Source organism: Cerasicoccus sp. TK19100 (assembly GCF_027257155.1).
GTDB lineage: Bacteria > Verrucomicrobiota > Verrucomicrobiia > Opitutales > Cerasicoccaceae > Cerasicoccus > Cerasicoccus fimbriatus.
Genome location: NZ_JAPWDU010000005.1, coordinates 522,997 through 547,263, shown reverse-complemented (window position 1 = coordinate 547,263; position 24,267 = coordinate 522,997). Strand labels below are relative to the sequence as shown.

Below are 24,267 nucleotides of genomic sequence, written 5' to 3'. Positions count from 1 at the left end.
GAATTTACTTTGCCCTATTCACCGAAAACCGATACTTTTTAGACATCAATCTAAACAATCGGACAACTACTTGGAAAATAAAGCAAAGTTCGAGCACATCGTTCATCGGGAGCATGAGTCTTTCCGTTGCTTTGAAATTGCGACTGACCGCTTTCAGCACCCCTACCATTACCACCCGGAAATCGAGCTCACGCTGATTGCCGAGAGCTCCGGCATGCGACTGGTGGGCGACTGCCTGGCCCCGTTTGCCGCCGGTGATCTGTGCCTGCTCGGCAAGAACCTACCGCACCTGTATTACAACTCCCAGCCGACCGATACCCACACCACCGCGCGCGCCTTCGTGTTGCAGTTTCGCCGGGATTGCTGCGGGGGCATCATCGATGCCGCCGTCGAGCTTGCGCCCATCGCCGAGCTAACCGATCGCGCCAATCGAGGCCTGCATTTCAACGGCGTGGCCAGCGCGGCGTTGTTGGAACGTTTTCAGAGCTTGCTCAAGGCCGAGCGCCACGAGCGCATCAGCCAGTTCATTGGAATTCTGGGCCTATTGTCCACGGCCGCCGCCCAGCCACTAACCAGTGTAGGTTATCGCCCCACCCTGCTCGACCATCGCTCTGAACGCATCAACCAGGCCTGCCGCTATATCTTTGAGAATTCTCACCAGGAGCTAAGCCAAGCCGACGTAGCCCGGCACATTGGGCTGTCGACGTCGGCCTTCAGTAAGTTTTTCCAGCGCGCGACCAACCAGAGCTACCAGCAATTTCTAAAGGAAGTCCGCCTCGGCCACGCCAGCCAACTGCTGCTCGAAACCGATTGGAGCGTTGCCGAGATTTCCGAAACCGCCGGCTTCGGCAACCTGTCCAATTTTAACCGCCGCTTCCGACAGCAGTATGGCCTCTCCCCGCGCGAATTTCGCCAACATGCCGAACAAGTCCACGCCACTGCCGGCAGCCCGCAGTTCACCTCTACCGCCACGTGGCGCAAAGATGCCCTCAAGCACCAGCTCGCCGCGATTCGGTCGGGCGGCTGAATGACGAAACCATGCCTTAGCATGAAGGGCAAAGCACGACTCGATCCTCAAGGTGGCGGCCGATATCAAGCAATGGTAGCGCAGGCACGTCCCGCGCCGCACCCCAATGCTGAATGGATATCCAGATGGTTTAAAACAACTCCAATGGGGTGCGGCGCGAGGACGCGCCTGCGCTACCTCAATTGGAAACTCAACTTCAACATTACTAATTCGCTCAACACCTGAGCGTTGACAACGCATAGATCTCCGCTGGCGACAAGGCGCGACGATAGACTGCCAGGCCCGCCATCAGGCCCGTGAAAAAGTTGCCCATCTCGCCGCTACGGTCGACCGCGCCAACGGTGAAATTCGAGCCGGTTGGGCCGCCATCGTGCAGACCACCCGCGAGGCTGTAGGGGTTGAGGCCCGGGCGCACATCCAGCGCGCCGTTGAGCCACGCAAAGCCCTGCGATCCATCGTAGCTCATCGCGACGACCGACCATTCACCACAGCTAACGTGCTGAGTGCCCACCGGGCCATCGATGCAGTATTTGAAGCCCGGTGTCGGGCCGCCGACGTTCGACAAGTGACCGGTCACCTGGTGATGCTCGCGCCAGACGGAAATATTGAGAAACAGGCCATACTGCCGGCCAAGGTTGGTCTCGTTCCACTGCCCGGCAATGAACTCGCAGCCGCCGTGTTTGGTCGGCTCGCGTTTGATCCAGGCGATCACGGTCAACTGCCCCCCTGCCCCGTGAATGTCCAGCATTGGGCAGGCCGCGCGCGGACAGTTCAGCCATTGGCCTTCATCAATCCGCAGCGCCTTACCGCCAAAGGGCGACCCTGCGTCTGCGACTACCGACATCGCATCTGCACCGGGGGTCAGCGTGTAGGCCTCACCCTGGCTAGCCTCGTAGCCGTCGGCAGTTTCATCAAATTGCCAATACGCCGCCAAGCCGGGAAAATCGGCGGGCTGACGCGGGATTAACATGTGTTCGTGGGGAGCTTCAGACATGGCGTTCGATTGGGTTTCCATCGCGATCAGTGTGGCCTAAGGTGTAAAACGGATCGTCATTGGCGAGCATCCATTTCTCCAGCGCGCCCAGCAAGGCACCTTTCACATCGGCATGGCCGGGGTTCGCGGCGAGATTGTTCATTTCGCCGGGGTCGGCGTCGAAGTCGTAAAGTTCCTCTTCGCCACTGAGGTAGCGATTGTATTTGTAACGCTCGCCGACGACGGTGCGAATCGGGTTCACCCACTGCTGCTTGGAGTAATATTGCGCAAAGACAAACTCCCGTGTGGGCGGCTCGCCCTGGCCCGTGAGCAAGGGCAGCAGCGACACGCCATCGACCGCGCCAATCACCGCCCCCGCAACCTCGGCCAGTGTTGGCACGAGGTCCACGTTGACACTTGGGAACGCACACTCGCGGCGGGCCGTTTGCCCGGGAAGCTTGATCATCAGCGGCACCCGCAGCGTGTAGTCATACATGAAGGGGCCTTTGAAAATCAGCCGCTGCTGGGTGTCCTGATCGCCATGATCCGAGGTGAAGACGATCAAGGTATTTTCGGCGCGCCCGGTCTGCTCCAAGGCATCGAGCACCTCGCCGATGCGGCCATCGACCAGCGCCACTTTTTCACGATAGTATTCACGGTAACGCAGCCAGCTCTGCTCAGGCTCATCGACAATGACTTTGCCTTGGTCTTCGCGCATAAATTGGCCCTGCGCCTTGGCGGTCTTCGCGTGGTCTTTGCTCCAGCTCGTAGGCAGCGGCGCTTCGCCGCTTGGCGGCTCATGCATGACCTTGGGAATATGGTAAATATCATGCGGGTCGTTCAGCGAGACATACAGCGCAAAGGGTTTATCCTCCGGAGCCGTTTGCAGGAACTCGACCGAGCGCTGCGTCGTGTTTGGATCGTTAAAGGCCTCCCCCAAGCCCGGCCCATCGGCGACATCCCAACCGGCTTGCGCGATGGCTTCGCTGCCCAGGTGCCACTTGCCAAAGTAGCCGGTATAATAACCAGCTCGTTGCAAGGCAGGCGCGATGGTCTGCATCCTCAGCGGCTCGCCGCCCTTGGCACCGACGTTGCCCATGACGCCGGTCTTCGAGGGATACAGCCCCGTCATGATCGACGACCGGCTGGGCGAGCATTGCGGCGTGGGGCAATACGCACGGCTAAAGACCGTGCTCACCGCAGACAGTCGGTCCAGGTTCGGCGTGCGAAACGTGACATCGCGCTCGCTGATTGCCTGCCAGTGCTGCTGGTCCGTGAAGATGAAGAGAATATTCGGCGGCGGGGGCATCCCTCAAATCAACTGAGCGATTGCTTACCCGTCAACTGCGTATGCACCTTGGGCACATCGCTGCCAGCCTTTCCGGGCAGGACCACCGTCGCCTCCACGCCTGCGGGTAATTCCAGCTCGACGCGCATCGGTTTGCCCGCGCGGTTATCTACCTCCATGTGGATCGGCCCAAATGGTGTGGGGTGCTTGATGCGCGCCCGATGCAGCGCACCCATGCGCGGCTGGATCATCACCTGGCGAAAACCCTTCTTCGGTTGAATGCCCATCAGCCAACGCGGAATGATATTTGCGGGCGCAGCACCCCAGGCGTGGTTCCAGTCGAGGTTGTTCTTATACTTCCAGTCCCAGGCCTCCCAGGTCATCGTGCTGCCAGCCTTAATCATATTCAGCCAGCCGCGATCATGGTCAGCCGTCATCAGCGCCAGAGCCTCATCTGCCCGCCTGGCGCGAAACAATGCCTCCAGCAAAAACTGCGCGCCATAAACGCTGCAAGCCATCCCGCGCGAGGCCACAAAAGCCGCCACACTTTCGACGCGCTCCGGCGGCACCAGATTAAGCGCCAGCATAAACATGTTACTGTGCAAGGAGGCGTGCTCGCTGCCCTCGCCATCAACATAGACACCGCGATCGGCGTCCCACATTTTTTCGTTCAGCGATTTGCGAATCTGAATCTCGCGCTGCGTAAACACCATCATGCCGGACGAGTCGCCAATGACGGCCTCCATGCTCGCCATGGCGCGGCAGGCAGCGGCATGTAATGCATTGACCACGGTGTTAATCGGCAGCATTTCGTGGTTGTCGCGCTCGCCGGTTCCGCCCTCCGTGAAGGAGCCTGGAGGCCAGTCAACGAGATCGCGCAGGCCATGCTCGAAGATGTATTTCTCGTTCCACAGATTGAGCGATCTCTCGAACTCACGGCTGACGTTTTCCGTGCTGATGAGGCCATCCTCACGCTGCAGCGCGATCAGCGTTTTGCGTTTGAGCAGCCCACGGAACTGACGGATCGATTCCTTCTCGCCGGTGTAGCAAAAGTCCTCCCAGGCCATGAGCACCGAGTAGAGCTGCCAGTCCGTTGGCCAGGTGGGGTATTGCAGCAGATACTCGTGCGAGTAGCGCGCCATGGCGTACTCGGCATCCGTGCAATAATGGCCAAGCTGGTTGATGTAGGCATCGCCTTCGTAGGGAATGCGCTCGCGGTCGCCGTCCACATAAACCCCGCAAAAGGTCGTGGCCTTGATCGTGTATTTGCACAGTTCCCAGACGTCATTGAGCCTCTGGTCGGAGCACTCGAAATGCGCGGCGCTGTCGTCAAAGGGGTAATGCGCGGCAAGTTGCTTTACCTGGGTCGCGTCAAAGCCTGGCGCAGCCTCGATCTCCGCATAGCGAAACGGGAAAACTTCGCCCACGTGCGCGGGCATCGGGATCGCGCCTTTGCCGGTGTTGCGCTTGTCGGCAGGGATGACCAACCGCGGGCCGCTGCGGGCCGTGTCGTGCTCGATCCGGCAATAGCGGATGCAGCCCGGTGGCTCACGGTCGATGCGGCCCTGGCCGGTTAATTTCTCACCGAGGTGAACCGTCAAACGACCGGCGTTGTCGGGTAGTTGCAGGCTGGCGAAGGCCGCCTTGCCAAAGTCGAGGAACCAGCAGTTATCGCCCACTTCGCGCACCTCGACAGGGGCGATGGGAGAGACAACAATTGGCTTGGGCTGAACGGTAAACTTGGGGGCACTCATGAGGGTCACGCGATCGCGGAACCCTCAGTCTCGACGACAGGATGCAGTCCAAGCAAGTCCATTTCCAGCGCGGCTTTGTTTGCTGGATCGGTTACGCGGGATGCCGCCTTCTTCGCCTTGGCCAGTGCCTCGACACCGAGGTTGGTCATGCCGGCGAGGAAGTAACCGCGCGCCGCCGACTCCCAGGCATAGCCGAGGTGGAAGTCGTTCAGCTTGTGCTTGCGGGCAGTCTCGATGCCTCTCTGGGCGTATTCGATGGCAGTGCTCGCATCGCCCGCCATGGCATAAACGCGAGAGAGCTGCCAATAGCCCACAGCATCGTTGTTTGGCTTACGCCCGGAGGCGTGCTGCCAATGCCAGAAAGAGGCCTCGGCAAGGCGAATCATTTCGCGTGTTTCATCAGGGGCTCGCTCCTGGAGATGCATGATCTCCCAACAGCGGTTGAAGGCTTCAGCCGCAAAATGGCGGTGAGCTTTCGCAGTCGATAGCTTATCCATAGCAGGGGGAATGTAGGGGTTAGCAGGGTAAGCGTGTGATATGCCATCCGAGCGCATTTGCGTCAAGATTAGCCGTGCCGTTCGCCCGAAAAAAGTAACGTAAACATATGCAGCGAAGCAGGTTAATTGATTAATCCAGCTCTTAAACCCAGGTCATCCGTACCCATTCAGTGCGCCCGCTGTTAACCGAATCGTCACATTCTGGCTCGCGAAATTATCTGGCCAGCGTAAATCGCATACATTATTCCACAGCAGACTCTATAAACTGCTATGATTAAAACGACGCTGACTCTGTCCCTCGCCTTTGCCATCACGCCTTTCATCGCTGCTGCCGATGACGTTGCCGCAATGGATGGCCCCGAGCTCATCGAACAATATGTAGCCACTCAAGCAGTGGACTCCGAGCTCGCCTTCATTGAACTGAAGACCTTTGAAACCGAGACGCCGACCGACGAAATCATAAAGAAGCGTTTCCTGGCCCTTACCGAAAAAACCAGTGACGGCTCCTACGATTATCTGATCCGCATGGTGCGCCCCACCGACGTGGAAGGCGTCAGCGTGTTGACCAACGTCGATGGCGAATCGATTGACCAATACCTGTTCCTGCCCGCCCAAGGCAAACCGCTCAAGCTGAGCACCGCCGGCTCGGGCAACTTCCTCGGGTCGGACTTTGCTTACGAGGACCTCGTTCGCGAAACGCCGGGCAACTACGTTTACACCCGCATGCCCGATGGCGTCGCCCAAGGGGAAATTTGCGCGGTCGTCCAGGCCCGCCCCGCTGAAGACACCGATAGCCAATACGCCTACCGCAACATCTTCCTGGACCCCACGACTTTTGAGGTGCGCAAAATCGAGTTCTACGACGACGAAGGCGACGACCTGCCAGCCAAAGAACTGCAAGCCTACGAATATGAGTCCGTCAACATCGATGGCAAAACCGTGCGCCCACGCTTTGCCGTAATGACCAATCTCGATACCGGCACAATCTCCGTCTTCAAGGTGCTCAAGAGCCGCCTGAACATCGACATCGAAGACCAACTATTCGAAGCCGACAACTTGGCGAACATTACACCCGCGGACGTCGACGGCCTACTGGTCGAGATCGACGCGATTGGCAAGTAGCGCCCCTTAACCCTTGGCGCTCAGGAGCGCTTCGCGGGCTTCGAGGCGGAGTTGCCATTTGCGAAGGCTTTCCTCGCGCTGGGCTAGCTCGTTCTCGGTCTCGTAGTGAGACTGGGCGATCTCCGAAAGCTTGTTTTCGCTCTCTTCGATGTAAGATTCGCGGGTGCGCAATTCCGCCTCGCGCTGATCCAGCTCGGCTTCGCGCCCGCGGATCATCTGCCAGGCTTCATCGGCATCCCGGGCTTCCATGGCGCGCATACGCTCCTGCTCTTTGGCCTCATGCATGCGGCGCTGCTCCTGCGCCACTTGGCGCGTGGCTTCGGCAACCACCCCTTCGCGGGCAGCCTGCTCCAGGGCCAGACACTTTACATAGCCGATGGCGCGCAGGCCGTCCAGAACGAGATCCATGACTTCGTCCAACGAGCAATAGTCAAGATCGGGACCAACGGAAAGAATCGCCTTTTCGCCCATTCGTTTCTTCCCGAATACGACGAGGTAATGCACGGCGGTATTGCCCCAGAGCTCACGAATTCCTTCGTGATGCTCAGGTTTTGATTCACTTAACAGTTCGTATAATGAATACTCACGAAATGCTGATCTCCGTCCTAACATACCATCAAAATTTCAAATAGAAAATAAAGCAGTCTCCTTACCCACCAAGTTGAATCATCCGATTCCAAAGTCGACAGCTTTTCGAGTATACAGCGGACATTTAACGCATTCGGAACATTGCTTTACTGATTGGTTACGAGTAAGTTACGAACGCGTAAAACGAGTATTATCCGAGTGCTGAATAGGGCTGCACGACTTTTCCACTACGGAGAATCTTGTAGAGAAAACGCGGCGCATTGAGTCGGAAAAGTTACGAATGTCAAAGTTCGGTGAAGCACTTCGTTTGTATTGGACTCTGCCGCGACAGGGCGGTTTCGCTTACTCGGATTTATGGGTAAGTTATCTGTCAACGAGAGCCAGATTCTGCGCAAACTTCGGTCCAAGACCGGCATGCGTAGTATGGTCGAGTTGCGTATCGATGGCGCGGTCGCCGCAACCCGGGGAGCACCCGATAGCGACTTAACATCCGCCACCGCAGACTTTGTGCGCATTGGCAAAATGCTCGGGCAAAGCCTGGGCCTGGACCAGATGCAGGACATGCATGTCATCCAACCGAAGGACGCCGTTTCATTCGCCGAATGCAGTGACCGCCGTATCGGCGTGATACACCAGGACTCTCTGGAGCGCCTACTGGATCTCAACAATGGAGCTTAACTACATACGCGACACCATTGGGAAGACCAAGGGGGTCGATGGATACGTGGTGATGGACGTCAACGGTGCCGTCATGTCGCAGGATCTGGGCCCCTACGCCAACCGCATCAAGCGCACGGAGTTCGCTACCTGGATTCTCAATTGTTTTTACGCCATCGACAGTTACTACCCGCAATCCTTTTGCGTATTGCTGCGCTATGCGTCGGGCCACCTCTACCTCACGCGGACCGACAACCGCCTAATCACCGTCATGTGCCGACAAGGCGCGGATATTCTTTCAATCGAAAACGCTTTCAGCAAACACCGACAATCCATGGCTAAATCAGACACTTCCGGAATCGTCCGGGAAAAATCAAAAAAGGGCGAAACCGTCTTTCTTAAAATTAGCGAAACCGGCGAAGGCGCAACCGCGAGCCCCATTCCGCAGAAAAAGTCCGGCCCGCCCGTCGGCGCGATTATCGCCATCGTCATTGTGCTCATTTTGGTGGGTGCCGGCGTCGCGTTCACCCTGGGTGGCGGCAAGGAAGAAACCACGCCAGCGCCCGCGATAGCTGAGGCCAAGCCAGCCTCAGAAACCACACCAGCAGCCGCCCCTGCCAAGCCGACGGAGAAGCAAACAGCCAGCTCTGCCGAGATCACGGAAGCTACGGCAGAAATCGCCCGCGACCGTGCCGAGGCATTGGCCAAAATCGCCAACCAACAAAACGCGGACAACCTGGACGCCATGAATATGGCGCGTGCCCTGGCCAATAAACAATCTGCTCTGCAGGCCTTTAACGCTGGCAATTACGAGCAGGCCAACGAGCTCTGGAATGAGTCCGCCATCTCCTACGGCAAGGCAGCCGTCACCGCGAGCCAAACGAACTTTAATGACGCCATTGCTCAAGCGGGCCTGGAAGACATCCGCAACTACCCGACGCAGCAGTGGATCAACATTGAGAACGAAATCAAGCAGGCGAAACAGGAAGCCGCCAACGGCAACTACAGCACCGCGGTCCAGTCCATCAGCAGCCAGAAGAGCAAAATCCCGCAAATCAAAAGCGACCTGCTCAGCCAATTAAACAGCCTGGCCAGTAAAGCCGCGGACAACAACAACGTCCCGGCAGCGCTTGAGTATTACCAGAAGGTTTTGCAGATCGATCCTGCCAGCACCACGGCGCAGCAATACATTTACCAAAATCGTTTCAAGCCAGGCGAAGTTATGACCAACGCCCTCGGCATGAAGCTCGCCTACGCGCCTCCGGGTAAGTTCAACCGCGGCTCGCCCGAGAACGAAGCCTTCCGCGACAACGACGAAACGCAGACCGCTGTCACCATTACGAAGGGTTACTTCATTGCCACGACCGAAGTCACTCAGGAGCAATGGCAAAAAGTGATGGGCAACCGCGCCAAGCTGGACGGCGTAGACGCCGAGCTGGTAGGAGCGACCCTACCGATGCACAGCATTACCTGGGAGCAGGCCAACGAATTTTGCGAGCGCCTGAGCGCCATGGACAATCAAACCTACCGCCTTCCCACCGAAGCTGAGTGGGAATACGCCGCGCGGGCTGGAACCACCACGCCTTACAACAACGGCTCGAACCGCCTGACCAGCCGCGACGCCAACATCTACGACCCCACCGGTGAAGGCCTGGACGCCATTGCCGCCGTGGGCTCCGTGGGCAACCCCAACGAATGGGGTCTCTATGACATGCACGGCAACGTCGCCGAGTGGACCGCCGACTGGAGCGCGCCCTACCCGGCCGGCCCCCAGACCGACCCGGCTGGCCCATCCGAGACCGAAGGCCGCGTCGATCTGGCCATGAAAATTGTCCGCGGCGGATCCTTTATTGACGACGCCCCCCTGGCCCGCAGCGCCAACCGCAGCGAAGCCTCCCCCGTCGTGAGCACCGAATACATCGGCTTCCGCCCGGTGCTCGTCGTCAGCGATTTGTAACCAGCAAACCCAACGAGAAAAATTCATGAAAAACAATCCGATCACACGCATCGTTCAGACAGCCTTGCTGAGCGCCTTCGGCAGCCTGTTCATCGCCGGTTGCACCGAAAGCACCTCCAATAACTCCTCGGCATCCTCGGCACCTGCTTCCGAGCCGATGCAGACCCAAACCGCCTACGCGACCACCACGTCCACGCCTTCCAAGTCTTACTTCGACGAGTCGGCACCGAGCACCACCGTGCGCACGACCAGCGTGCAGCCCGTGGCACCGGTTTACCCGTCCCTCCCGCATTACGCGCCGGAAGACGCTGTTCGCGGCCGCTTGCGCTCCATCGGTTCGGACACCATGGACGGCATCGTCGCCGACTGGGAAAAGGACTTCAAAAACTACCACCCGGGCATCCGCGTGATTCACGAGGGTAAGGGCTCCTCCACCGCGATTCCTGCTCTAGTTGAAGGCCGTTCGGACTTTGGCCCAATGAGCCGCGCCGTCAAGCCAGCCGAAGCAGAGAAGTTTCAGCAAAAGTTCGGCTATGCGCCGACCTCCATGCCCGTCGCCATTGACGCGCTCGCCGTCTATGTCCACCCGGACAACCCGATCAAGGACCGCGGCCTGTCGATGTCTGAGCTCGATGCGATCTTCTCCTCCACCCGTCGCCGTGGCTACAGTCAGGACATCAAGACTTGGGGTGACCTCGGCCTGACCGGCTCCTGGGCCAACAAGCCGATCAATGTTTACAGCCGCAACAGCGCCTCCGGCACCTACGGCTTCTTCAAGGACGAAGTCCTCAAGAAGGGCGACTTCAAGTCCAGCAATCGTGAGCTGGCCGGCTCCGAAGAAGTGGTTCGCTCCGTGGAAAATGACCCCTACGGCATCGGCTACAGCGGCTTTGGCTACAAGACGCCAAACGTCGCCGTGGCTCCGCTGTCCGACGGCGGTTCCTACGTCGCTGCCAACCAGACCAACGCGGTCAACGGCACCTATCCGCTTTCGCGCAATCTCTTCCTCACCTTCAACCACCGCCCCGGCTCCGAGCCCAAAACGCTGCACGCCGAGTTCATTCGCTACGTTTACAGCGATCAGGGCCAGGACAAAGTCGAGAAGAACGGTTACTTCCCCGTCAGCTCAGCCACGGCGAAAGAGCAACTGGCGTCACTTGGCCTCTAGGCAGGCAAAATACATCACATAAAACAAAAGCGGCCCGGGATTCCTCCGAGCCGCTTTTTTGTAAATCGAATTTCGTTCGAGCGCTTACAAATCGCCGAACAAGCCAGTGCTCAAGGAGCCGTATTTGCGCTCGATGTAACTCTCGATACGCGTCACCGCTTCCTGACCATAAACGGCCTTCACGTCTGCCATCATCTGCTGGCGCAACTGCTTGCACTCGGCGTCGACATCCGCGGGAAAGGTGCGGCCCTCAAAGCTATCGCCGGACAGCTCTTCCACGCGGTTGGCGATCGGGCGCAGCTTCTGGCTAATCGTCATCAGCTTCTGGCTGTCTGGATAAAACGCAGCCAAGTATCCGAGCGTCTCCACAACCGGAACACGGTACTGCACATTGAGCGTGACGCGCTCAGGGGCATTGAAACGATTATCCGCAATTTCAATGCGATCTAATCGACGGCGCTCAAGAAAACCGCCGGATGCCCCGGCAAACAAATCTGCGTTAACTACGATAAGTAGGCTAAAGACGGCAATACGGCATGCTTTATTCATGCGCACACTACACGCCTTAGCCACTTGGGCGTCAAGTCAGATGGAGCAGAGAACGCTCCTTAAGCGTTGTTCTTCTGAGTGTAGAAATTGTTGATTTTGTCCGCCACGTCACGATAGCCGATGTCGTTGGAGTAGATGATCTTGTACTCTGCGATCGCCTTTTCCATGTCACCGTTTTCCTCGTGGGCGCTGGCCAGCTCGTAGATGACTTCCTTCTTGGTTTCATCCATGAGCTTCAGCTCCTTCTTGGCTTCCTCAAACTGCTGAACGGCCATATCGTAAATGCCCTTGGCGGCCATCGAACGGCCAAGCATCATGATCGCCTTCACGCGGACCTTTGGGTTGCGAGTGGCCTTCTGGAACTCACCCATCGCCTTGTCGTAATTGCCCTCTTCGAAGAACAAGAGGCCCAGATCGTAGCGTGCGCCATAATCGTTTGGATACTTCTCCACGATGCGCAAGGCGTTCTCCAGCTTGAACTTGTGCTCCTGGGCCTTGAGCTCGACCAGCTCCGCCTGAATGGCTTCGTTGTCCGGCTCGGCTTCGAGCTTCTGCTCCAGCGCTTCAACTTCGCTGCGCTTGATGGAGAGATTCATGTCGATCTCCATGCGCTCAAGCGTCGGATCACTCGAGCCGGCGGATGTGGTGCGGGCCTTGCGAATGTAATCCAGTGCTTTGGTGTAGTTGCCGATCGTGCGGTAGCCGTTGATTATTTCGCGGTAAAGCGTGAGGTTTTCCGGCTCGGCTTCGAGGAGCTTGAGGTTCTTGCCAACGAGCTTTTCGACCGTGTCTTCGTCGTTAACCACACGGGCCTGCTGCTCCAGCTCGATCGCCTTTTCTTCGTCGGCCAGCTTGTCGCGGAAGCCGCCCTCTTCTTCCCACTTGCCTCGGTCCATCGACTCGGCGACGGATGCACGGCGCACCAGCTCCTGCGCCGCTTCACAGGCGGCATTGGCGTGGAGAATGCGGTCACCGATCAAAATGGCTTCCTTCGGGCGCTTGGCATGGATCAACGCATTGGCGAGCATGATTTGGTTTTCCTCAGTCTTGTCGACTTCGACCAATTTCTCGTAAGCGAAAACTGCGGTTTCCCAAAGCTCCAGCTTCTCGGCAGCCTGGCCTAGCAGACGGTGTCCCAACGGCAGGCTCGGGTTGTCGGTAATGCTCTTCTCGGCCTGTGTCATCACGGCGACCGGGTCTTTTTCGATGCCCTTCTTCGCCTTTTGGGCAAAGGGTGCGCTGGTTACCTTACCGATAAACTTGCTCATACCGCTGGTCTTGCCAGACTTGGCGCGCTCCTGCGCTTGGCGCAAAAGCTTGCGCAGATCCAGGCAGCCGGGGTGGCGTTCCAGAATGTTCATGCAAACCGTGATGACGATCGACGGGTTTTTGCTCAAATTCTTACGGGCGCCTTCGATTTGCTTGCGCAGGCGTGGATCAAGTTGGTTGATGGATTCTTCGGTAAGGGTGTCGCTCATATCGAATAGGTAGAAAATTCTAAAGGTAGACTTATCACCTAGGGCGTCAACTTTCAAACGCCCACGGTGCCGGAATTATTTTGTTACGTTAGCATTATCAGGGGTTTCCGGTATTTCGGGACTGTCTTCTGCCGGGACAACATCCAGCTGATGAGGAGATTTCCCTACGCTCACGCCCAGGTTCGAAATGACCTGCACCGCGTAGTCATCCCAAAACTCAACCATGTGCAGGTCTTTCGCATGCGTGCACTCCACATAGTCCAAGCCATGCGCATCCAGCCAGGCGCGGACCTCGGCAGCGCCCTCTTCGGTGAAGCAGCGCGGCGTTAACACCTTGACCTTGATACGCTTATACTTCACCCAGTCGCGCACGCGGGCCTTCATATCCGGGATCAGCGGGCCGATTTCGCCCTGAATCCCGGCCTCGGTTCGCTCGGCCAATACGCCATCCAGCCCCACGCCGAGCCAGGAGTTGGTGTCGCGCTCGTCGCGGGCATAGACGCGCTCATCTTCGCCCTCTTCGGAATCGTCACCCTGGACTTCCTCCTCGGGCGTTTCCGGCTTGGGATCGCGCTTAAACAGCTGACTGAGCTTGGTTAACATAGCTAAAAAGGTAACAATGACGGCGGCGGCGTCAACTCGTTGAAAAACAACGGCGAATGCCATTTTGGACATCCGCCGTTGAAATTTGTAACGAGAAACGCGCTTACTTGGCCTTGCCCTGGTTGGCGACGGCTTCCATCGCGGCCTTCACCGCTTCCGGATCGCCCAGATAGTAGAACTTCTGGGTCTCGAAGTTTTCATCGAGCTCGAAAACCAGCGGCATGCCCGTAGGGATGTTGACGCCGATAATGTCGTCGTCGGACACCTTGGCAAGGTGCTTGTAAAGGGCGCGGAGGCTGTTGCCGTGCGCGGCGATGACTACGCTCTTGCCAGCGGCGACCTGCGGCTTGATCTCAACTTCCCAGTAAGGCAGGAAGCGCTCCACGGTGTCCTTGAGGCACTCGGTGGCGGGCTTGTCGTCCTTGGGCAGGTCGGCGTATTGCGGCTCGTTGGCCGGGTGGCGCTCGTCGGACTCTTCCAGCGGTGGCGGCGGAATGTCGTAGCTGCGGCGCCAGATCTTGACCTGGTCTTCGCCGTGCTTGGCGGCGGTCTCAGCCTTGTCGAGGCCCTGCAGGGCACCGTAGTGACGCTCGTTCAGGCGCCAGTGCTTGATCACGGGAATGTAATTGAGGCCCATTTCCTCCAGAGCGAGGTTGAGCGTGCGGATCGCGCGGGTGAGCACCGACGTGTAGGCCACGTCGAACTTAAAGCCCTCCTTCTTGAGGACTTCGCCAGCGGCGCGCGCCTGCTTTTCGCCTTCAGCCGTCAGGTTGACGTCCGTCCAGCCCGTGAAGCGGTTTTCCAGATTCCATTGGCTTTCGCCATGGCGCAGCAAAACAATCTTATACATGTCTTGGTCTTGTGTTGTGGTGAATAGGAACGGCCACATTGGCGGGGAACCGCCGAAGGTTAAAGGTTAAAGTTCGGCCAAGCTCCAGCCACCCCCGACAGTAGAAAACATTATGACACCGATCGCCCCGAATGCATCCGGAAAACCACCCGACTCACCTCCCCCGCAAAAATTGCCCCACCGCTATAGAGTGCGGCAGCCCTCTGCCGCTTTAGCATTTTCAACGCAGCTCACGACCTGAAACCAATACCAATCACTGCGAGCCGCAAATCCTCACCCCGCCCGCAAAATCCTAAAGCGCCAGAGGGCTGGCGCACTCCATAAACCTCAACGACACCCAGCATGCAAAAACAGCCAATAAATCAACAACAGCCCCGCATCGATGCTTGCGAAACCACCCCATCCCTGACACATTAAACGCGGTGAAAAGTCGCGCATCCACAGGTAAAAAGAGTAGCCGAAGTATCGCCGACTGTGCGACCAAGCGTCGCCGACTGTAGCTCGAAGTGTCGCCGACACTTCCCCGGAGCGTCGCCGACGCTTCAGTCAGAACAAGTGCGTGTGTTGGTCTGACTCGGGGGCGTAAGTTGGTGTAACACAAGGGCTTGTTTTATGTAACTCCAGGCCGTCATTCTTTCCAAAGCACTACCCGCTTTGCCCTGAATACGGAATCTTGGCACTTGACCAACAAGCCTCTCGGAGAGTGATCGAAAGTTCACACCTTTAGGCTTATCACGTTTTATTGGATTCGTTCAAAAGCGCTTTACTATACGAGTGCGTAAGCCTAACCTCTCGTTCATACGCCAACTTCCTCCAGCAGTGCGTATCTGCTCTCGGCCTATTGTCTCTAAGCAACACAACAACATCATTTTGTTCTGTGACGTTTTCGTCGCTTTAAAAATGCTGTTGGGTAAGAAACGAATGAAAGAAAACCACCACTACTTCCGAATATTCGGTAGCCGCGTGCTTTTCTTCATGTTGGCACCTTGGTTAATCATCTGCATCTTCTTATTTCCTTATATCACCACAGTTAGCACACCCGAAGACAAAACTGCTGCTTATTTAATGGCGGTAGTCTTTTCAGCATGCTGCTTGTCTGGGCTTCTAGTTGGAATTGACTCTAAGCGCTTTGGGAAAGCGATACTCGTTATCACGGTAAGTGTCCCTGCCGCCTACCTATGGTATTTTATCGACACGTTCTTCTTAGAAGGCATGGAGCTTACTCCCAGCCAAAGGAAGTCAGATGCGACTCCTTGGAACGCAATACTGGGATTCTGCGCATTCGGCATCCCATCTATTCTAGCAACAATTGGCATATTGAAAGGAAAGAAATGGAATACAGCTGAAGAACAGCATGGCGAGTATGCATTCTGCACACACTTTTTCATATCATGCTCAACAGAAAGAGAATTCGACGAAACTGATGCGAAAATAGTCGAAGGCATTTGCAAAGAACTAAATGAATTCTTGGTAAGGGAAGAATTTGGAGAAATCCCAGTGGTCGAGTATAACGAAGATCAAATAGAGATTTACATTAATTCGTCAGACGAGTCCCGACTCGAGGGCTATATCTCTCAATCTATAAAGCCTCACAGCAGATTGAAATACGAATTGCGAAAAGACCCAACCAGTCGGTAGTCGCAATTCAGTTACGCGCTCCACTGAATCGAGACACCTTTACGTTCGGCGAATAGTATTGAAAAAAGAGAATTTTCGACGAAACTACCATCATGCCCGTCATATCAATGTTTTACGGTATTATCGTGGCTCTGTATTTCTTCGATACTGGGAAGCATAACCGTCCTCATATCCACGTTAAGTATCAGGGTGAGGAGGCGGTTGTCGGGATTCCCGATGGTGAGATCATCGAAGGCGGCATTCAGAAAAGCCGCATGAAATTAGTTCAGGCATGGATCGAAATTCATCGTGATGAGCTGATGGCCGACTGGGAATTGGCCGTAAACGGACAGGAAGTCTTCAAAATCGAACCACTAAAATAAAATGAATCCACGCGTCACAAAAGTCATCCCTGAAGAGAATTACTGCCTGTTGTTGGAATTCACCAACGGCGAGCGGAGAGAATTCGATGTATCGCCTTACTTAGACAAAGGTATCTTCACTCAGTTGAAAGAGAAATCCTATTTTCAGCAAGCGCGGGTGAGCATGGGAACGGTCGAGTGGCCTAAGGGACAGGATTTTTGCCCCGATACCCTTTTCGAGCAGTCGAGAGTGATTGCCTGATCGGTTGGCCCATCCAGTCGCAGCTATCAACGCATTTCGCTTGCGCAATGGTTTGATTATGGCGTAATTTGCCTGAGTCATGTCTCAGGAATCCCCTGTTACTCCCGGCATGAAGCGCCGGGATTTTTTGAAGTTTGGCCCCGCTGCGGCGGCGGCTTCCATGGGCCTAAGCGCGTCGGCGAATGCCGCGACCGGCACGGCCAGCGCGACCAGCGACACCGCCTCCACCATGTTTAAAAAACGCCCTAACATCGTCTTTGTCTTTAGCGACGAGCATCGCTGGCAGAGCCTCCCCTTCACCGAGATGCCCGAGTGCGTCGCGCCGAATATGACCAAGCTCGCGCAGCAAGGCACGCGCTTTGACAACACCTGCGCGACCTCGCCCGTGTGCACGCCGTTTCGCGGCATTTTGCTGACCGGTCAATGGCCACACCAGAGCGGCTACATCAGCAACGACACCGTCACCCGCACGGACGCTATCGGCGTCAGCACGCCCACCATCGCGCACATGTTTAAGGACGCCGGTTACCAGACGGGCTACGTCGGCAAGTGGCACCTGATGAACGAAACCTGCCAGCACGCCGGCTTCGACACGTTCAAGCATTGGCTTTACGGCGACAACCACTGGGAAACCGAGGTGCGCGACATCCCCTCGGGCGAGGCGTTTAAAACCGTGACCGGCTACAATGCCGTGGGCATGACCGATCAGGCCATCGACTTCGTCAACGAGAACGCGGGCGGCGACAAGCCCTTCATGCTGATGCTCTCGCTCAACCCGCCGCACTGGCGCTGGGACGACTCCCCCGAAGAATTTTACGCGCTCTACCCGGACGACAACCTGCCCTACCGCCCCAACGTCGAGGATAAGCAGCGAAACACGCCCAAGCAGCACGAGTTTTACCGCCACTACCACGGCCACATCAGCGCCGTCGACCGCGAGCTGGGCCGCATGATGGACGCCCTCGACGCCGCCGGCATTGCCGACGACACCATCCTCATTTACACGAGCGACCACGGCAGTTCCTTCGGCTCCAACGGCGTTTACAACAAGGGCAACCCCTACGATGAGGCCGTTCGCGTGCCGTTCATCGTCCGCTGGCCGGGCAAGGTGCCCGCTGGCGCGATTGCCGAGCACAACCTGGGCACCATCGACCTCGTGCCCACACTCTGCGGCCTGGCGGGCTTTGAGGCGCCTGCGCACTGCACTGGGCAGGGCTTCACCAAGGCTTTCCTCGGCCAGCCCGGCGCTCCCGACCCGGAGTCGCAGTTTTTGATAATCAACAACTTCAAGCGCAACTACTACCGCTCGCGGCTCATGGACGATGAGCGCAGCGATTTCAACCCCTTCCGCGCCGTCCGTGGCAAGCGCTACACCTACGCCGTGGACCGCTTTGGCGACTGGTTTCTCTACGACAACAAGGCGGACCCGTTCCAAATGAAGAACCTCGCGAATGATCCGGCTCACGCCAAAATTCGCGACAAGATGGCGGCCGAGCTCGACGCCTGGCTCGCCAAGGCTGAAGACCCCTTTATCGACGAATCCCTGCGCAGTAGCGACTACGGCCAGCGCGTCCGCATCCAGAATGAATACTACTCGCTAGAGGACTCCTTCGGACAGTGGGAGCAGCTGAAAAACGACGCCCTCCAGCCCTACCTGGCCCGCGCCAATGCCGCGCAAAAGCAGCAGTTCGAAGCCCTCGGCAGTGATATCTTCGACCTCAACTGGTTCGGCGAATGGAAGGCGCTCGATTACGAGCTGACCACCAAGCGCCGCAGCACGAATCTCTCGAAAGAGGAGCTGCAGACCAAACAGGATGCGCTAAATTTGCAGACGAACGAAAAGCTCACCGCCGGGGCTGAAAAAATTCTGGCCGCCTAGCTATGCCGCATGCTCCTTCCTTTGCGCGGCACGGCAGCGAAAAGATGATCTACGACATCCGGATGGGGCCGCAGTGCATCCACCATGAGGGCGAGTATTTCGCGGCTTATCAGGCCAATCCCAAGGGCGGCAAAGCGCTGCCGCATATCATCAAGCGTGGCCGCGATGGACAGTGGTCTGAGCCGGTGGTGCTGGGCGATGTGAAGACCTACGATCACCACCTGGCACCGGTCATCTGGCTGGATGCCGAGCTGCGTATCCATGCCCTTTACCATTGCCACATTACGGCGCACGAGTCGGTGCATGTGGTGTCCAAGGCTCCGCTCGACATTACCCAATGGGAGCCCGCGCCGCCGGTCGCCCCGTCGATCAGCTACCCCAGCGTGTTCCCACTGCGCGACGGGCGTGTCCTGCTGTTTCACCGTCCCCTCGGGCACATGGGCTACTGGACTTATCAAGTTTCGAGCGATGGCGGTTTCTCTTGGCGGCATCCGGCGAGGCCGCTGGTTGACTTTGACCGCGATCCGAAAATCCCGGGCGACGACTGGGCGGGCAGTTACCACAGCGCAGCGATCAGCCCGGATGGGCAACGCCTTTGCCTGGCCTTCGTCTACTGGGATGAACGCCTGTGGCCGCACCCACGCTACGGTCGCTCGATGGGGCACCGCAACCGGTGTCACCTCTATTATGCTGAGTTAGAGCTCGCGAGCGGTGAGCTGCGCAACATCGACGGCGAGCTGTTGCCCCGCCCACTCAACCGCAAGCAGGCCGAGCAGTGCCTCGTGTGGGATACGGGCGACCGGCTCACCAATATGCCAGCGATCAGCTTCGACGCCGAGGACAGCCCTTGCCTCGCGGTTCCCCTTTCGGAAAGCAGCCCGCAGGATTGCGCGTTCTGGTTTATCCGGCGCGAGAGTGGACAATGGCGTCGCACGAAAATCACCGACACTAACGATACCTGGAACGCCGCCCATCTGGAGCGCCCGGATGACAAGTCATTCACTGCTTGGCTGGTGGTTAATGACGCGGTGACTGCCCTGCCCTACGGCGGCGGTGAATTGCAGGAATGGCGCTCAGCCGATAAGGGCGAGACGTGGGCACGACAAGCGAGCATCAGCCCGTCTGACAACTACCTTTGCAATAACCCGCGACCCGTAATCGACCGCTTCGGTCAACCGCTGCCGCGCACGCTGCTGTTCTTCGGTTGGCCGGGACCTCACGGCATTTGCCAAGCGCCGGACGGCACGCTGGCCGAAGGCACCTTTACCGGCGAAGCGTTTTTGTGGCGCGAGGGGCAGTGGTTGTAGCCTTTACTCGAACTGCCGACGAAACTCGGCGAACTGCGCTTCCAGCTCGGCAACGCGGGCTTGCAGGGCCTCCAGCTCGGCGCGCAACTCGGAATCATCGGCCGTGGGTTGTGGCTTGGGAGCGGATACTGCTTCAACGGGCTCCTCACCTACCAGTGAAGGCTCGGCGGCTGGTGCCCAAGTGTGTTCGTAGCGGCCTTCTTTCTGGCCGGTTCGACGAGTCTGTAGACGCACCAGCGGGCCGTCTTCAAAGTTGATCAGCCGTTGCAGCGTTTCCTCGACGGCATCGATGGAGGCAAAGCCATACATGCGGTCGCTGCGGCTGCGCAGCTCACCCACGGTTTGCGGTCCACGCAGAAAGAGCAGCGCGAGCAGGGTCAGCTCGTCGGGCTGGAGGTTTAGCTTATCCGTGGCGTCGTGGCGGTATTTGGTTACCCGGGCACCGCTCTGGCGAACGTAGAACACCAGCCCGCGGTCCCGCAAGGCCTCCAGTGCCAGCGTCACCTCGTCTTCATCGTAGTCGACAATGGGATCGCGGCTGGTCTTCTGGTTGCACGCCAGGCGGAGGGCATTGAGCGAAAGTGGATACTGCTCCGGCGTGGTGCGCTCCTTTTCAATGAGGCAGCCGAGCACGCGGAGTTCTTCAGGGCTAAAATCGGGTTCCATCAGCCGATTCGATAGCCATCCACGCCCTGCCCGCAAGCGCGAAAAAAACGAAGCCCTCGCTGATTAGCAAGGGCCTCGAAAAAGGAGATATACGACGAAAGTCTTACTCGCTCGGCTTGGTTTTACGCAGACCGGTTACGCGGTCGCCTTCTTCCCAATGTCCACGGGACTTGAGGATGTCGACACGTTCAAAACGCTTGAGCACGCTGCGCTTACGGAGAGCAGCGGCGGCGCCTTTCTTAAAACTTGGATGCTGAGACATGATTCTCTGTGTGTTGGAATTTGAAAAAACGGCTGATATTTGCGCTTAGCGCCGAACTGGCAAGGAAAAAATGTGCATTATTACTCGAAAAGCCGCTATCAGGACACCTGTCGGTCGGCGGCACGGGGCTTGCCGGAATCCGAGATCAGCTCCTTAAGCGAAACGCGTCCAGGGTGATCATCGGCCATGTCGAGCAAGAGGTCCTGGTATTGCTGCACGATGGGGTCGGCGTCGATGAGAAGGCGCAGGGCCTCGTTATTACCCTTTAACTCAAGGCGGTCTTTAAACGCCGACAGCGTAACGGAATCCACCGGTCGGCCCGGCTGGTAACGCACTGTGTCGTGCTGGCTGTCGGGCTCGACTACGCTAAGCAGCCCCACTTCGATCAAATCAGAAATGGTGTGGTTGAGCGTATTGATCGGCACGCGAATGCGCTCACTAAGCTCGTCTACCGAGAGTGGCGGCTCGCAATTCTCGAAGCGGCGGGCAATGATCGTGTAAACGGCGATGGCGAGCAGCTCGCGCGTGCGACGGCTGTTGTTTTCCCAAGCACGCTGGTGCGTCAGGCGGTTGGCGTTCTGGATCGCATACGTAACTTGCCCCCCCAGCAGCAGAAACAGCCAAAAGATAAACAGCCCAAAGAGCAGCACCGGCAGGATGCCCACCGCGCCAAAGAGACTCTTTTGGCGAACCACAAAACCTATGTAGAGGAAGCCGACGGATTGGTTCAGGTAAAGCAGGCCCGCGACAACCAAAGCCCCCAGGATGGCGGGTTTCCAGTTTACCGTCGCATTGGGCATGAAGCGGATAAACAGCGTCAACAGCAGCACCGTGAGGATGAAAATGAAAACCGGCGTCAGCGCCAAAAAGGATTCCTGGAAGAGATTACCCAAGGGTAAACTGTCGAAGGTTGAGGCGATTTTTCCGTATAAGCCGAACGTCAAGGCCACGGCCACGACCGCGCCCAACGAGATAATCGCCCAGTAAAAGACAAACTGCTGAATCAACGACCTGCCCTGCTTCACGCCCCAGATCGAATTGAAGGTTTTCTCGATGGTTGAGAGCAACTGAATGCTGATAAAGATCAGCATCACCGAGCCTAATATCCCGATCGTGCTGGATCGCGAATTATCGACCAAGTAATCAATGACCGCCTCGATATCGTCCTCCGCCTCTTGTTTTTCGAGCGTCTCGCCCTCGGCAACCTCGCCCGGCTTGGCGTCGTCCTCGGGCACGGTGATCACATTTGTATCCCCAGCCTGATTCGCCGAAGGGACGACGAAATACACCGCCTCGGTGATTTTATCCGCAATCTTGTCGCGCCCGCCATCCGGCATGACGAATCCGGAGATCATGATGCCAATAGCGATCAGCGGTCCCAGCGCGATGAGTGTGTAGTAGCTGAGCGCTGCCGCCTGGCTCGGAATGCGGTTGTTCAGGATGCCATCCCAAGTCAGCGCAAACACGCGCAGAAAGGCAAAAAACTTGGCCTTGTTCGAGCTGTCTTCCAGGTGTCCCGTGTGCCAGATTTCATCACGCACCAAGCCAGGCAACGCGTTAACTTCATCCTGCGCGCGGCGCCACCATGGTTGTGATTTGGACTTATCGCTGTCCATAAAAATTGCGGCCGGGCCGCGACAAATACCCTAGCCTAACACCGTCATTATCGCAACCGTGCCCATGCCAAAGATGCCGATGATGGCGCAGGAAACCATGGTGTAGAGGTTTAGCGTGATCGTGCTCAGCCAGGCGGCAAAAGAGCCCAAGGCAACAGCGATCATCATCGTCGTATCGCCCCATGACCAAAATATATACGTGAAGTAGCCAAGCCCCAGCATCATGCGGAACCGGATTATCGGGAAGGCATCAGTGACCGACAGAATACAACACAGCGTCAAAAACAGGTCCGCAATGCCCACGATCAGTAACGGATGCTTCAGCAGGAGAGCGTAGTCGCCCTCTTCCTGAATCGCGGTAATCGCGCCCACATTTGGCCAGATATCGGTGATTGCAGCCAACAGCATGATGACCGCCAAAACGGGCAAACAAATCGCGGCAGCGCGCTCGGCCTCGCGGTGCTTTTTCTTCAGGTGGCGGGTCTCGTCGGTGTTGCCCTCGGCGGCGGCGAGCATTTCGTCCACTTTCATCGCGGGAAGCAGCTCGTCCTCGCGGTTCAAGGAGGTTTCATCCACTTCCTTGGGGCGCAGGCTGAGCGACTTAGCGGTGGGATTCACGGCTTCGCGAATCTCAGGGCACTCCATCAGGGGCAGCCAATCTTCGCGGTCCTCATCGTAGTAGAGAGTCTCTTCGCTGGCCTTGCCGGCTTCAATCAGATCAGCAATCCGCCCGGGATCATAAGGTCCCTTGGCTTCGTCCGAGCCTGGCTCCTGGATGTAATATTCGCCCATTCTTGCGTGCCGATTTTTCCTAAAACGTGTTACTGAGCAAGCCTAAAGGAATTTCGGCACGAGAGTTTTTTGAGGGTAAAAAGTCCGTAAATCCTTGTCAGCTAGTGCCTTTAACACGAGGCGCAACTGAGTGGGCAACGCCACTCTCTAGCACCGTTCACCGCCCCAATTGAGCTTTTGGCGCAGGATGCTGAAATACGAGTAACCGTGTGGCAGCAAGAGCGGCAGCTCGCGGCGGGAGATGTAAATCTTGAGCGGGAAGCACTCCTCGCCGTCGAAGCGCTGCGCCCCATCGAGGGTGACCTGGGCCTTGGCGTTTTCCATCACACCGACCGTCAGCGCGGTGTCGCGCGTCAGCACGAGGCTGCGGTTGGAGAGACTGTGCGGGCAAATGGGCGTCATGACCAACACCTCGGCACCGGGCATGATGATCGGGCCGCCCGCCGATAAATTATACGCCGTCGAACCCGTTGGCGTGCTGAAGATAAGGCCATCGCTGAAATATTCCGTAACGAGGGTATCTTCGCACCAGACTTGCAGGCCTATCAGGCGACGGCCATCGGCGCTTTTGATCACGGCGTCGTTCAAGGCCAGAGAATGCTGACCGTCGGCCGTCACACAGTGCAGGACAGAGCGCTTCTGGATGTCGAACTTACCATGCAAGACGTCCTGAAACGCCTCGCGAATGGTGTCCGGCGAATACGTGGCCAGAAAGCCCAGCTTGCCTTGGTTGACACCAAATACCGGCACACCGGAGCGCATAGACTCCGGTGCCGCCGATAAAATCGTGCCATCGCCGCCGAGCACGCAACAGGCGTCCGCCGCATCGAGGTAGCCCTCGGCGATCGGGTAATCACTGCTGCGAACCGAATCCACACCGTGCTCTTTGCACACGCCTTGCAGAAAGTCAGCCAGCTCACCAGCAAGCGGCTTCTGACTGTTTACAACGAATGCAATGCGCTTGAGCATGGGAGGTTAATTATGAATGCAGAA

General features: G+C 57.4%; 24 protein-coding genes. 10 read left to right on the top strand and 14 right to left on the bottom strand.

Annotated elements, in window-relative coordinates; genetic code table 11:
* Positions 1–70 precede the first annotated feature (70 nt).
* Positions 71–1,027 (top strand): AraC family transcriptional regulator, encoded by a 957-nt coding sequence (locus O3S85_RS14780; protein WP_269541374.1) that lies wholly within the window; start codon positions 71–73, stop codon positions 1,025–1,027.
* A gap of 214 nt (positions 1,028–1,241) precedes the next feature.
* On the opposite strand, the gene O3S85_RS14775 is transcribed toward O3S85_RS14780, so the two are convergent.
* Genes O3S85_RS14775 through O3S85_RS14760 form a run of 4 tightly spaced genes read right to left on the bottom strand, consistent with a single transcriptional unit; the run spans position 1,242 to position 5,539 of the window.
* A complete protein-coding gene (locus O3S85_RS14775) occupies positions 1,242–2,021 on the bottom strand; it encodes a LamG-like jellyroll fold domain-containing protein (RefSeq protein WP_269541372.1) in 780 nt (259 codons plus the stop codon).
* Entirely contained in the window at positions 2,014–3,309 is a 1,296-nt protein-coding gene (locus O3S85_RS14770) for a sulfatase family protein (RefSeq protein WP_269541371.1), read from the bottom strand. The genes O3S85_RS14775 and O3S85_RS14770 overlap by 8 nt, the downstream gene beginning before the upstream one ends.
* An 8-nt stretch (positions 3,310–3,317) precedes the next feature.
* Complete coding sequence (locus O3S85_RS14765) at positions 3,318–5,042, bottom strand: alpha-L-rhamnosidase-related protein (protein ID WP_269541370.1); 1,725 nt, start codon at positions 5,040–5,042, stop codon at positions 3,318–3,320.
* A 5-nt stretch (positions 5,043–5,047) separates the two neighbouring features.
* Positions 5,048–5,539 (bottom strand): hypothetical protein, encoded by a 492-nt coding sequence (locus tag O3S85_RS14760; protein WP_269541369.1) that lies wholly within the window; start codon positions 5,537–5,539, stop codon positions 5,048–5,050.
* 270 nt (positions 5,540–5,809) lie between these two features.
* Between O3S85_RS14760 and O3S85_RS14755 the strand changes: the two genes are divergently transcribed.
* Positions 5,810–6,661: an outer membrane lipoprotein-sorting protein gene (locus tag O3S85_RS14755; protein ID WP_269541366.1), complete on the top strand. Its 852-nt coding sequence runs from the start codon at positions 5,810–5,812 to the stop codon at positions 6,659–6,661.
* Between the two features lie 6 nt (positions 6,662–6,667).
* Here O3S85_RS14755 and O3S85_RS14750 read toward each other — a convergent pair whose 3' ends face one another.
* Positions 6,668–7,165 carry a hypothetical protein gene (locus tag O3S85_RS14750; protein WP_269541364.1) on the bottom strand — a complete coding sequence of 166 codons (498 nt, stop codon included), beginning with the start codon at positions 7,163–7,165 and terminating at the stop codon, positions 6,668–6,670.
* 438 nt (positions 7,166–7,603) lie between these two features.
* Here O3S85_RS14750 and O3S85_RS14745 point away from each other — a divergent pair, with 438 nt between their 5' ends.
* Genes O3S85_RS14745 through O3S85_RS14735 form a run of 3 tightly spaced genes read left to right on the top strand, consistent with a single transcriptional unit; the run spans position 7,604 to position 11,031 of the window.
* Positions 7,604–7,927, top strand: a complete 324-nt coding sequence (locus O3S85_RS14745; protein ID WP_269541362.1) for a hypothetical protein — start codon at positions 7,604–7,606, stop codon at positions 7,925–7,927.
* On the top strand, positions 7,917–9,863 hold the full coding sequence (locus tag O3S85_RS14740; RefSeq protein ID WP_269541361.1) for an SUMF1/EgtB/PvdO family nonheme iron enzyme: 1,947 nt from the start codon (positions 7,917–7,919) through the stop codon (positions 9,861–9,863). The genes O3S85_RS14745 and O3S85_RS14740 overlap by 11 nt, the downstream gene beginning before the upstream one ends.
* A gap of 25 nt (positions 9,864–9,888) precedes the next feature.
* Positions 9,889–11,031 carry a PstS family phosphate ABC transporter substrate-binding protein gene (locus O3S85_RS14735; RefSeq protein ID WP_269541360.1) on the top strand — a complete coding sequence of 381 codons (1,143 nt, stop codon included), beginning with the start codon at positions 9,889–9,891 and terminating at the stop codon, positions 11,029–11,031.
* An 84-nt stretch (positions 11,032–11,115) separates the two neighbouring features.
* Here the strand turns inward: O3S85_RS14735 and O3S85_RS14730 are convergent, their stop codons facing one another.
* The 4 genes from O3S85_RS14730 to gpmA all read right to left on the bottom strand — a co-directional run bounded on the left by O3S85_RS14730 (position 11,116) and on the right by gpmA (position 14,511).
* Positions 11,116–11,580, bottom strand: a complete 465-nt coding sequence (locus O3S85_RS14730; protein ID WP_269541359.1) for a hypothetical protein — start codon at positions 11,578–11,580, stop codon at positions 11,116–11,118.
* Between the two features lie 59 nt (positions 11,581–11,639).
* A complete protein-coding gene (locus O3S85_RS14725) occupies positions 11,640–13,058 on the bottom strand; it encodes a tetratricopeptide repeat protein (protein WP_269541358.1) in 1,419 nt (472 codons plus the stop codon).
* A 75-nt stretch (positions 13,059–13,133) separates the two neighbouring features.
* On the bottom strand, positions 13,134–13,661 hold the full coding sequence (locus tag O3S85_RS14720; protein WP_269541357.1) for a hypothetical protein: 528 nt from the start codon (positions 13,659–13,661) through the stop codon (positions 13,134–13,136).
* 103 nt (positions 13,662–13,764) lie between these two features.
* Positions 13,765–14,511: a 2,3-diphosphoglycerate-dependent phosphoglycerate mutase gene (gene gpmA, locus O3S85_RS14715; RefSeq protein WP_269541356.1), complete on the bottom strand. Its 747-nt coding sequence runs from the start codon at positions 14,509–14,511 to the stop codon at positions 13,765–13,767.
* A 921-nt stretch (positions 14,512–15,432) separates the two neighbouring features.
* Here gpmA and O3S85_RS14710 point away from each other — a divergent pair.
* The 5 genes from O3S85_RS14710 to O3S85_RS14690 all read left to right on the top strand — a co-directional run bounded on the left by O3S85_RS14710 (position 15,433) and on the right by O3S85_RS14690 (position 19,938).
* Positions 15,433–16,149: an MFS transporter gene (locus O3S85_RS14710; protein ID WP_269541355.1), complete on the top strand. Its 717-nt coding sequence runs from the start codon at positions 15,433–15,435 to the stop codon at positions 16,147–16,149.
* 92 nt (positions 16,150–16,241) lie between these two features.
* Positions 16,242–16,511 carry a DUF4160 domain-containing protein gene (locus O3S85_RS14705; protein WP_269541353.1) on the top strand — a complete coding sequence of 90 codons (270 nt, stop codon included), beginning with the start codon at positions 16,242–16,244 and terminating at the stop codon, positions 16,509–16,511.
* Between the two features lies 1 nt (position 16,512).
* The gene (locus O3S85_RS14700) at positions 16,513–16,752 is read left to right on the top strand and encodes a DUF2442 domain-containing protein (RefSeq protein WP_269541351.1); all 240 of its coding nucleotides are present in this window, start codon (positions 16,513–16,515) and stop codon (positions 16,750–16,752) included.
* 79 nt (positions 16,753–16,831) lie between these two features.
* Positions 16,832–18,631 carry a sulfatase family protein gene (locus tag O3S85_RS14695; protein ID WP_269541349.1) on the top strand — a complete coding sequence of 600 codons (1,800 nt, stop codon included), beginning with the start codon at positions 16,832–16,834 and terminating at the stop codon, positions 18,629–18,631.
* Between the two features lie 2 nt (positions 18,632–18,633).
* Entirely contained in the window at positions 18,634–19,938 is a 1,305-nt protein-coding gene (locus O3S85_RS14690) for a BNR-4 repeat-containing protein (RefSeq protein ID WP_269541347.1), read from the top strand.
* Between the two features lie 3 nt (positions 19,939–19,941).
* Here O3S85_RS14690 and O3S85_RS14685 read toward each other — a convergent pair whose 3' ends face one another.
* The 5 genes from O3S85_RS14685 to O3S85_RS14665 form a co-directional block, all read right to left on the bottom strand.
* Complete coding sequence (locus tag O3S85_RS14685; RefSeq protein ID WP_269541345.1) at positions 19,942–20,604, bottom strand: YceH family protein; 663 nt, start codon at positions 20,602–20,604, stop codon at positions 19,942–19,944.
* A 103-nt stretch (positions 20,605–20,707) separates the two neighbouring features.
* Positions 20,708–20,866, bottom strand: a complete 159-nt coding sequence (locus O3S85_RS14680; protein WP_269541343.1) for a small basic protein — start codon at positions 20,864–20,866, stop codon at positions 20,708–20,710.
* A gap of 98 nt (positions 20,867–20,964) precedes the next feature.
* Positions 20,965–22,482 (bottom strand): YhjD/YihY/BrkB family envelope integrity protein, encoded by a 1,518-nt coding sequence (locus O3S85_RS14675; RefSeq protein WP_269541342.1) that lies wholly within the window; start codon positions 22,480–22,482, stop codon positions 20,965–20,967.
* A gap of 30 nt (positions 22,483–22,512) precedes the next feature.
* Positions 22,513–23,274 (bottom strand): hypothetical protein, encoded by a 762-nt coding sequence (locus tag O3S85_RS14670; protein WP_269541341.1) that lies wholly within the window; start codon positions 23,272–23,274, stop codon positions 22,513–22,515.
* Between the two features lie 147 nt (positions 23,275–23,421).
* Positions 23,422–24,243: an NAD(+)/NADH kinase gene (locus tag O3S85_RS14665; RefSeq protein WP_269541340.1), complete on the bottom strand. Its 822-nt coding sequence runs from the start codon at positions 24,241–24,243 to the stop codon at positions 23,422–23,424.
* Positions 24,244–24,267: the final 24 nt, after the last annotated feature.

Excerpts from the sequence above, each read along its gene's own strand:
- O3S85_RS14775 (WP_269541372.1), bottom strand. The coding sequence starts at position 2,021 with ATGTCTGAAGCTCCCCACGAACACATGTTAATCCCGCGTCAGCCCGCC.
- O3S85_RS14770 (WP_269541371.1), bottom strand. The coding sequence starts at position 3,309 with ATGCCCCCGCCGCCGAATATTCTCTTCATCTTCACGGACCAGCAGCAC.
- O3S85_RS14765 (WP_269541370.1), bottom strand. The coding sequence starts at position 5,042 with ATGAGTGCCCCCAAGTTTACCGTTCAGCCCAAGCCAATTGTTGTCTCT.
- O3S85_RS14760 (WP_269541369.1), bottom strand. The coding sequence starts at position 5,539 with ATGGATAAGCTATCGACTGCGAAAGCTCACCGCCATTTTGCGGCTGAA.
- O3S85_RS14755 (WP_269541366.1), top strand. The coding sequence starts at position 5,810 with ATGATTAAAACGACGCTGACTCTGTCCCTCGCCTTTGCCATCACGCCT.
- O3S85_RS14745 (WP_269541362.1), top strand. The coding sequence starts at position 7,604 with ATGGGTAAGTTATCTGTCAACGAGAGCCAGATTCTGCGCAAACTTCGG.
- O3S85_RS14740 (WP_269541361.1), top strand. The coding sequence starts at position 7,917 with ATGGAGCTTAACTACATACGCGACACCATTGGGAAGACCAAGGGGGTC.
- O3S85_RS14735 (WP_269541360.1), top strand. The coding sequence starts at position 9,889 with ATGAAAAACAATCCGATCACACGCATCGTTCAGACAGCCTTGCTGAGC.
- O3S85_RS14730 (WP_269541359.1), bottom strand. The coding sequence starts at position 11,580 with ATGAATAAAGCATGCCGTATTGCCGTCTTTAGCCTACTTATCGTAGTT.
- O3S85_RS14725 (WP_269541358.1), bottom strand. The coding sequence starts at position 13,058 with ATGAGCGACACCCTTACCGAAGAATCCATCAACCAACTTGATCCACGC.
- O3S85_RS14720 (WP_269541357.1), bottom strand. The coding sequence starts at position 13,661 with ATGTTAACCAAGCTCAGTCAGCTGTTTAAGCGCGATCCCAAGCCGGAA.
- gpmA (WP_269541356.1), bottom strand. The coding sequence starts at position 14,511 with ATGTATAAGATTGTTTTGCTGCGCCATGGCGAAAGCCAATGGAATCTG.
- O3S85_RS14710 (WP_269541355.1), top strand. The coding sequence starts at position 15,433 with ATGAAAGAAAACCACCACTACTTCCGAATATTCGGTAGCCGCGTGCTT.
- O3S85_RS14705 (WP_269541353.1), top strand. The coding sequence starts at position 16,242 with ATGCCCGTCATATCAATGTTTTACGGTATTATCGTGGCTCTGTATTTC.
- O3S85_RS14700 (WP_269541351.1), top strand. The coding sequence starts at position 16,513 with ATGAATCCACGCGTCACAAAAGTCATCCCTGAAGAGAATTACTGCCTG.
- O3S85_RS14695 (WP_269541349.1), top strand. The coding sequence starts at position 16,832 with ATGTCTCAGGAATCCCCTGTTACTCCCGGCATGAAGCGCCGGGATTTT.
- O3S85_RS14690 (WP_269541347.1), top strand. The coding sequence starts at position 18,634 with ATGCCGCATGCTCCTTCCTTTGCGCGGCACGGCAGCGAAAAGATGATC.
- O3S85_RS14685 (WP_269541345.1), bottom strand. The coding sequence starts at position 20,604 with ATGGAACCCGATTTTAGCCCTGAAGAACTCCGCGTGCTCGGCTGCCTC.
- O3S85_RS14680 (WP_269541343.1), bottom strand. The coding sequence starts at position 20,866 with ATGTCTCAGCATCCAAGTTTTAAGAAAGGCGCCGCCGCTGCTCTCCGT.
- O3S85_RS14675 (WP_269541342.1), bottom strand. The coding sequence starts at position 22,482 with ATGGACAGCGATAAGTCCAAATCACAACCATGGTGGCGCCGCGCGCAG.
- O3S85_RS14670 (WP_269541341.1), bottom strand. The coding sequence starts at position 23,274 with ATGGGCGAATATTACATCCAGGAGCCAGGCTCGGACGAAGCCAAGGGA.
- O3S85_RS14665 (WP_269541340.1), bottom strand. The coding sequence starts at position 24,243 with ATGCTCAAGCGCATTGCATTCGTTGTAAACAGTCAGAAGCCGCTTGCT.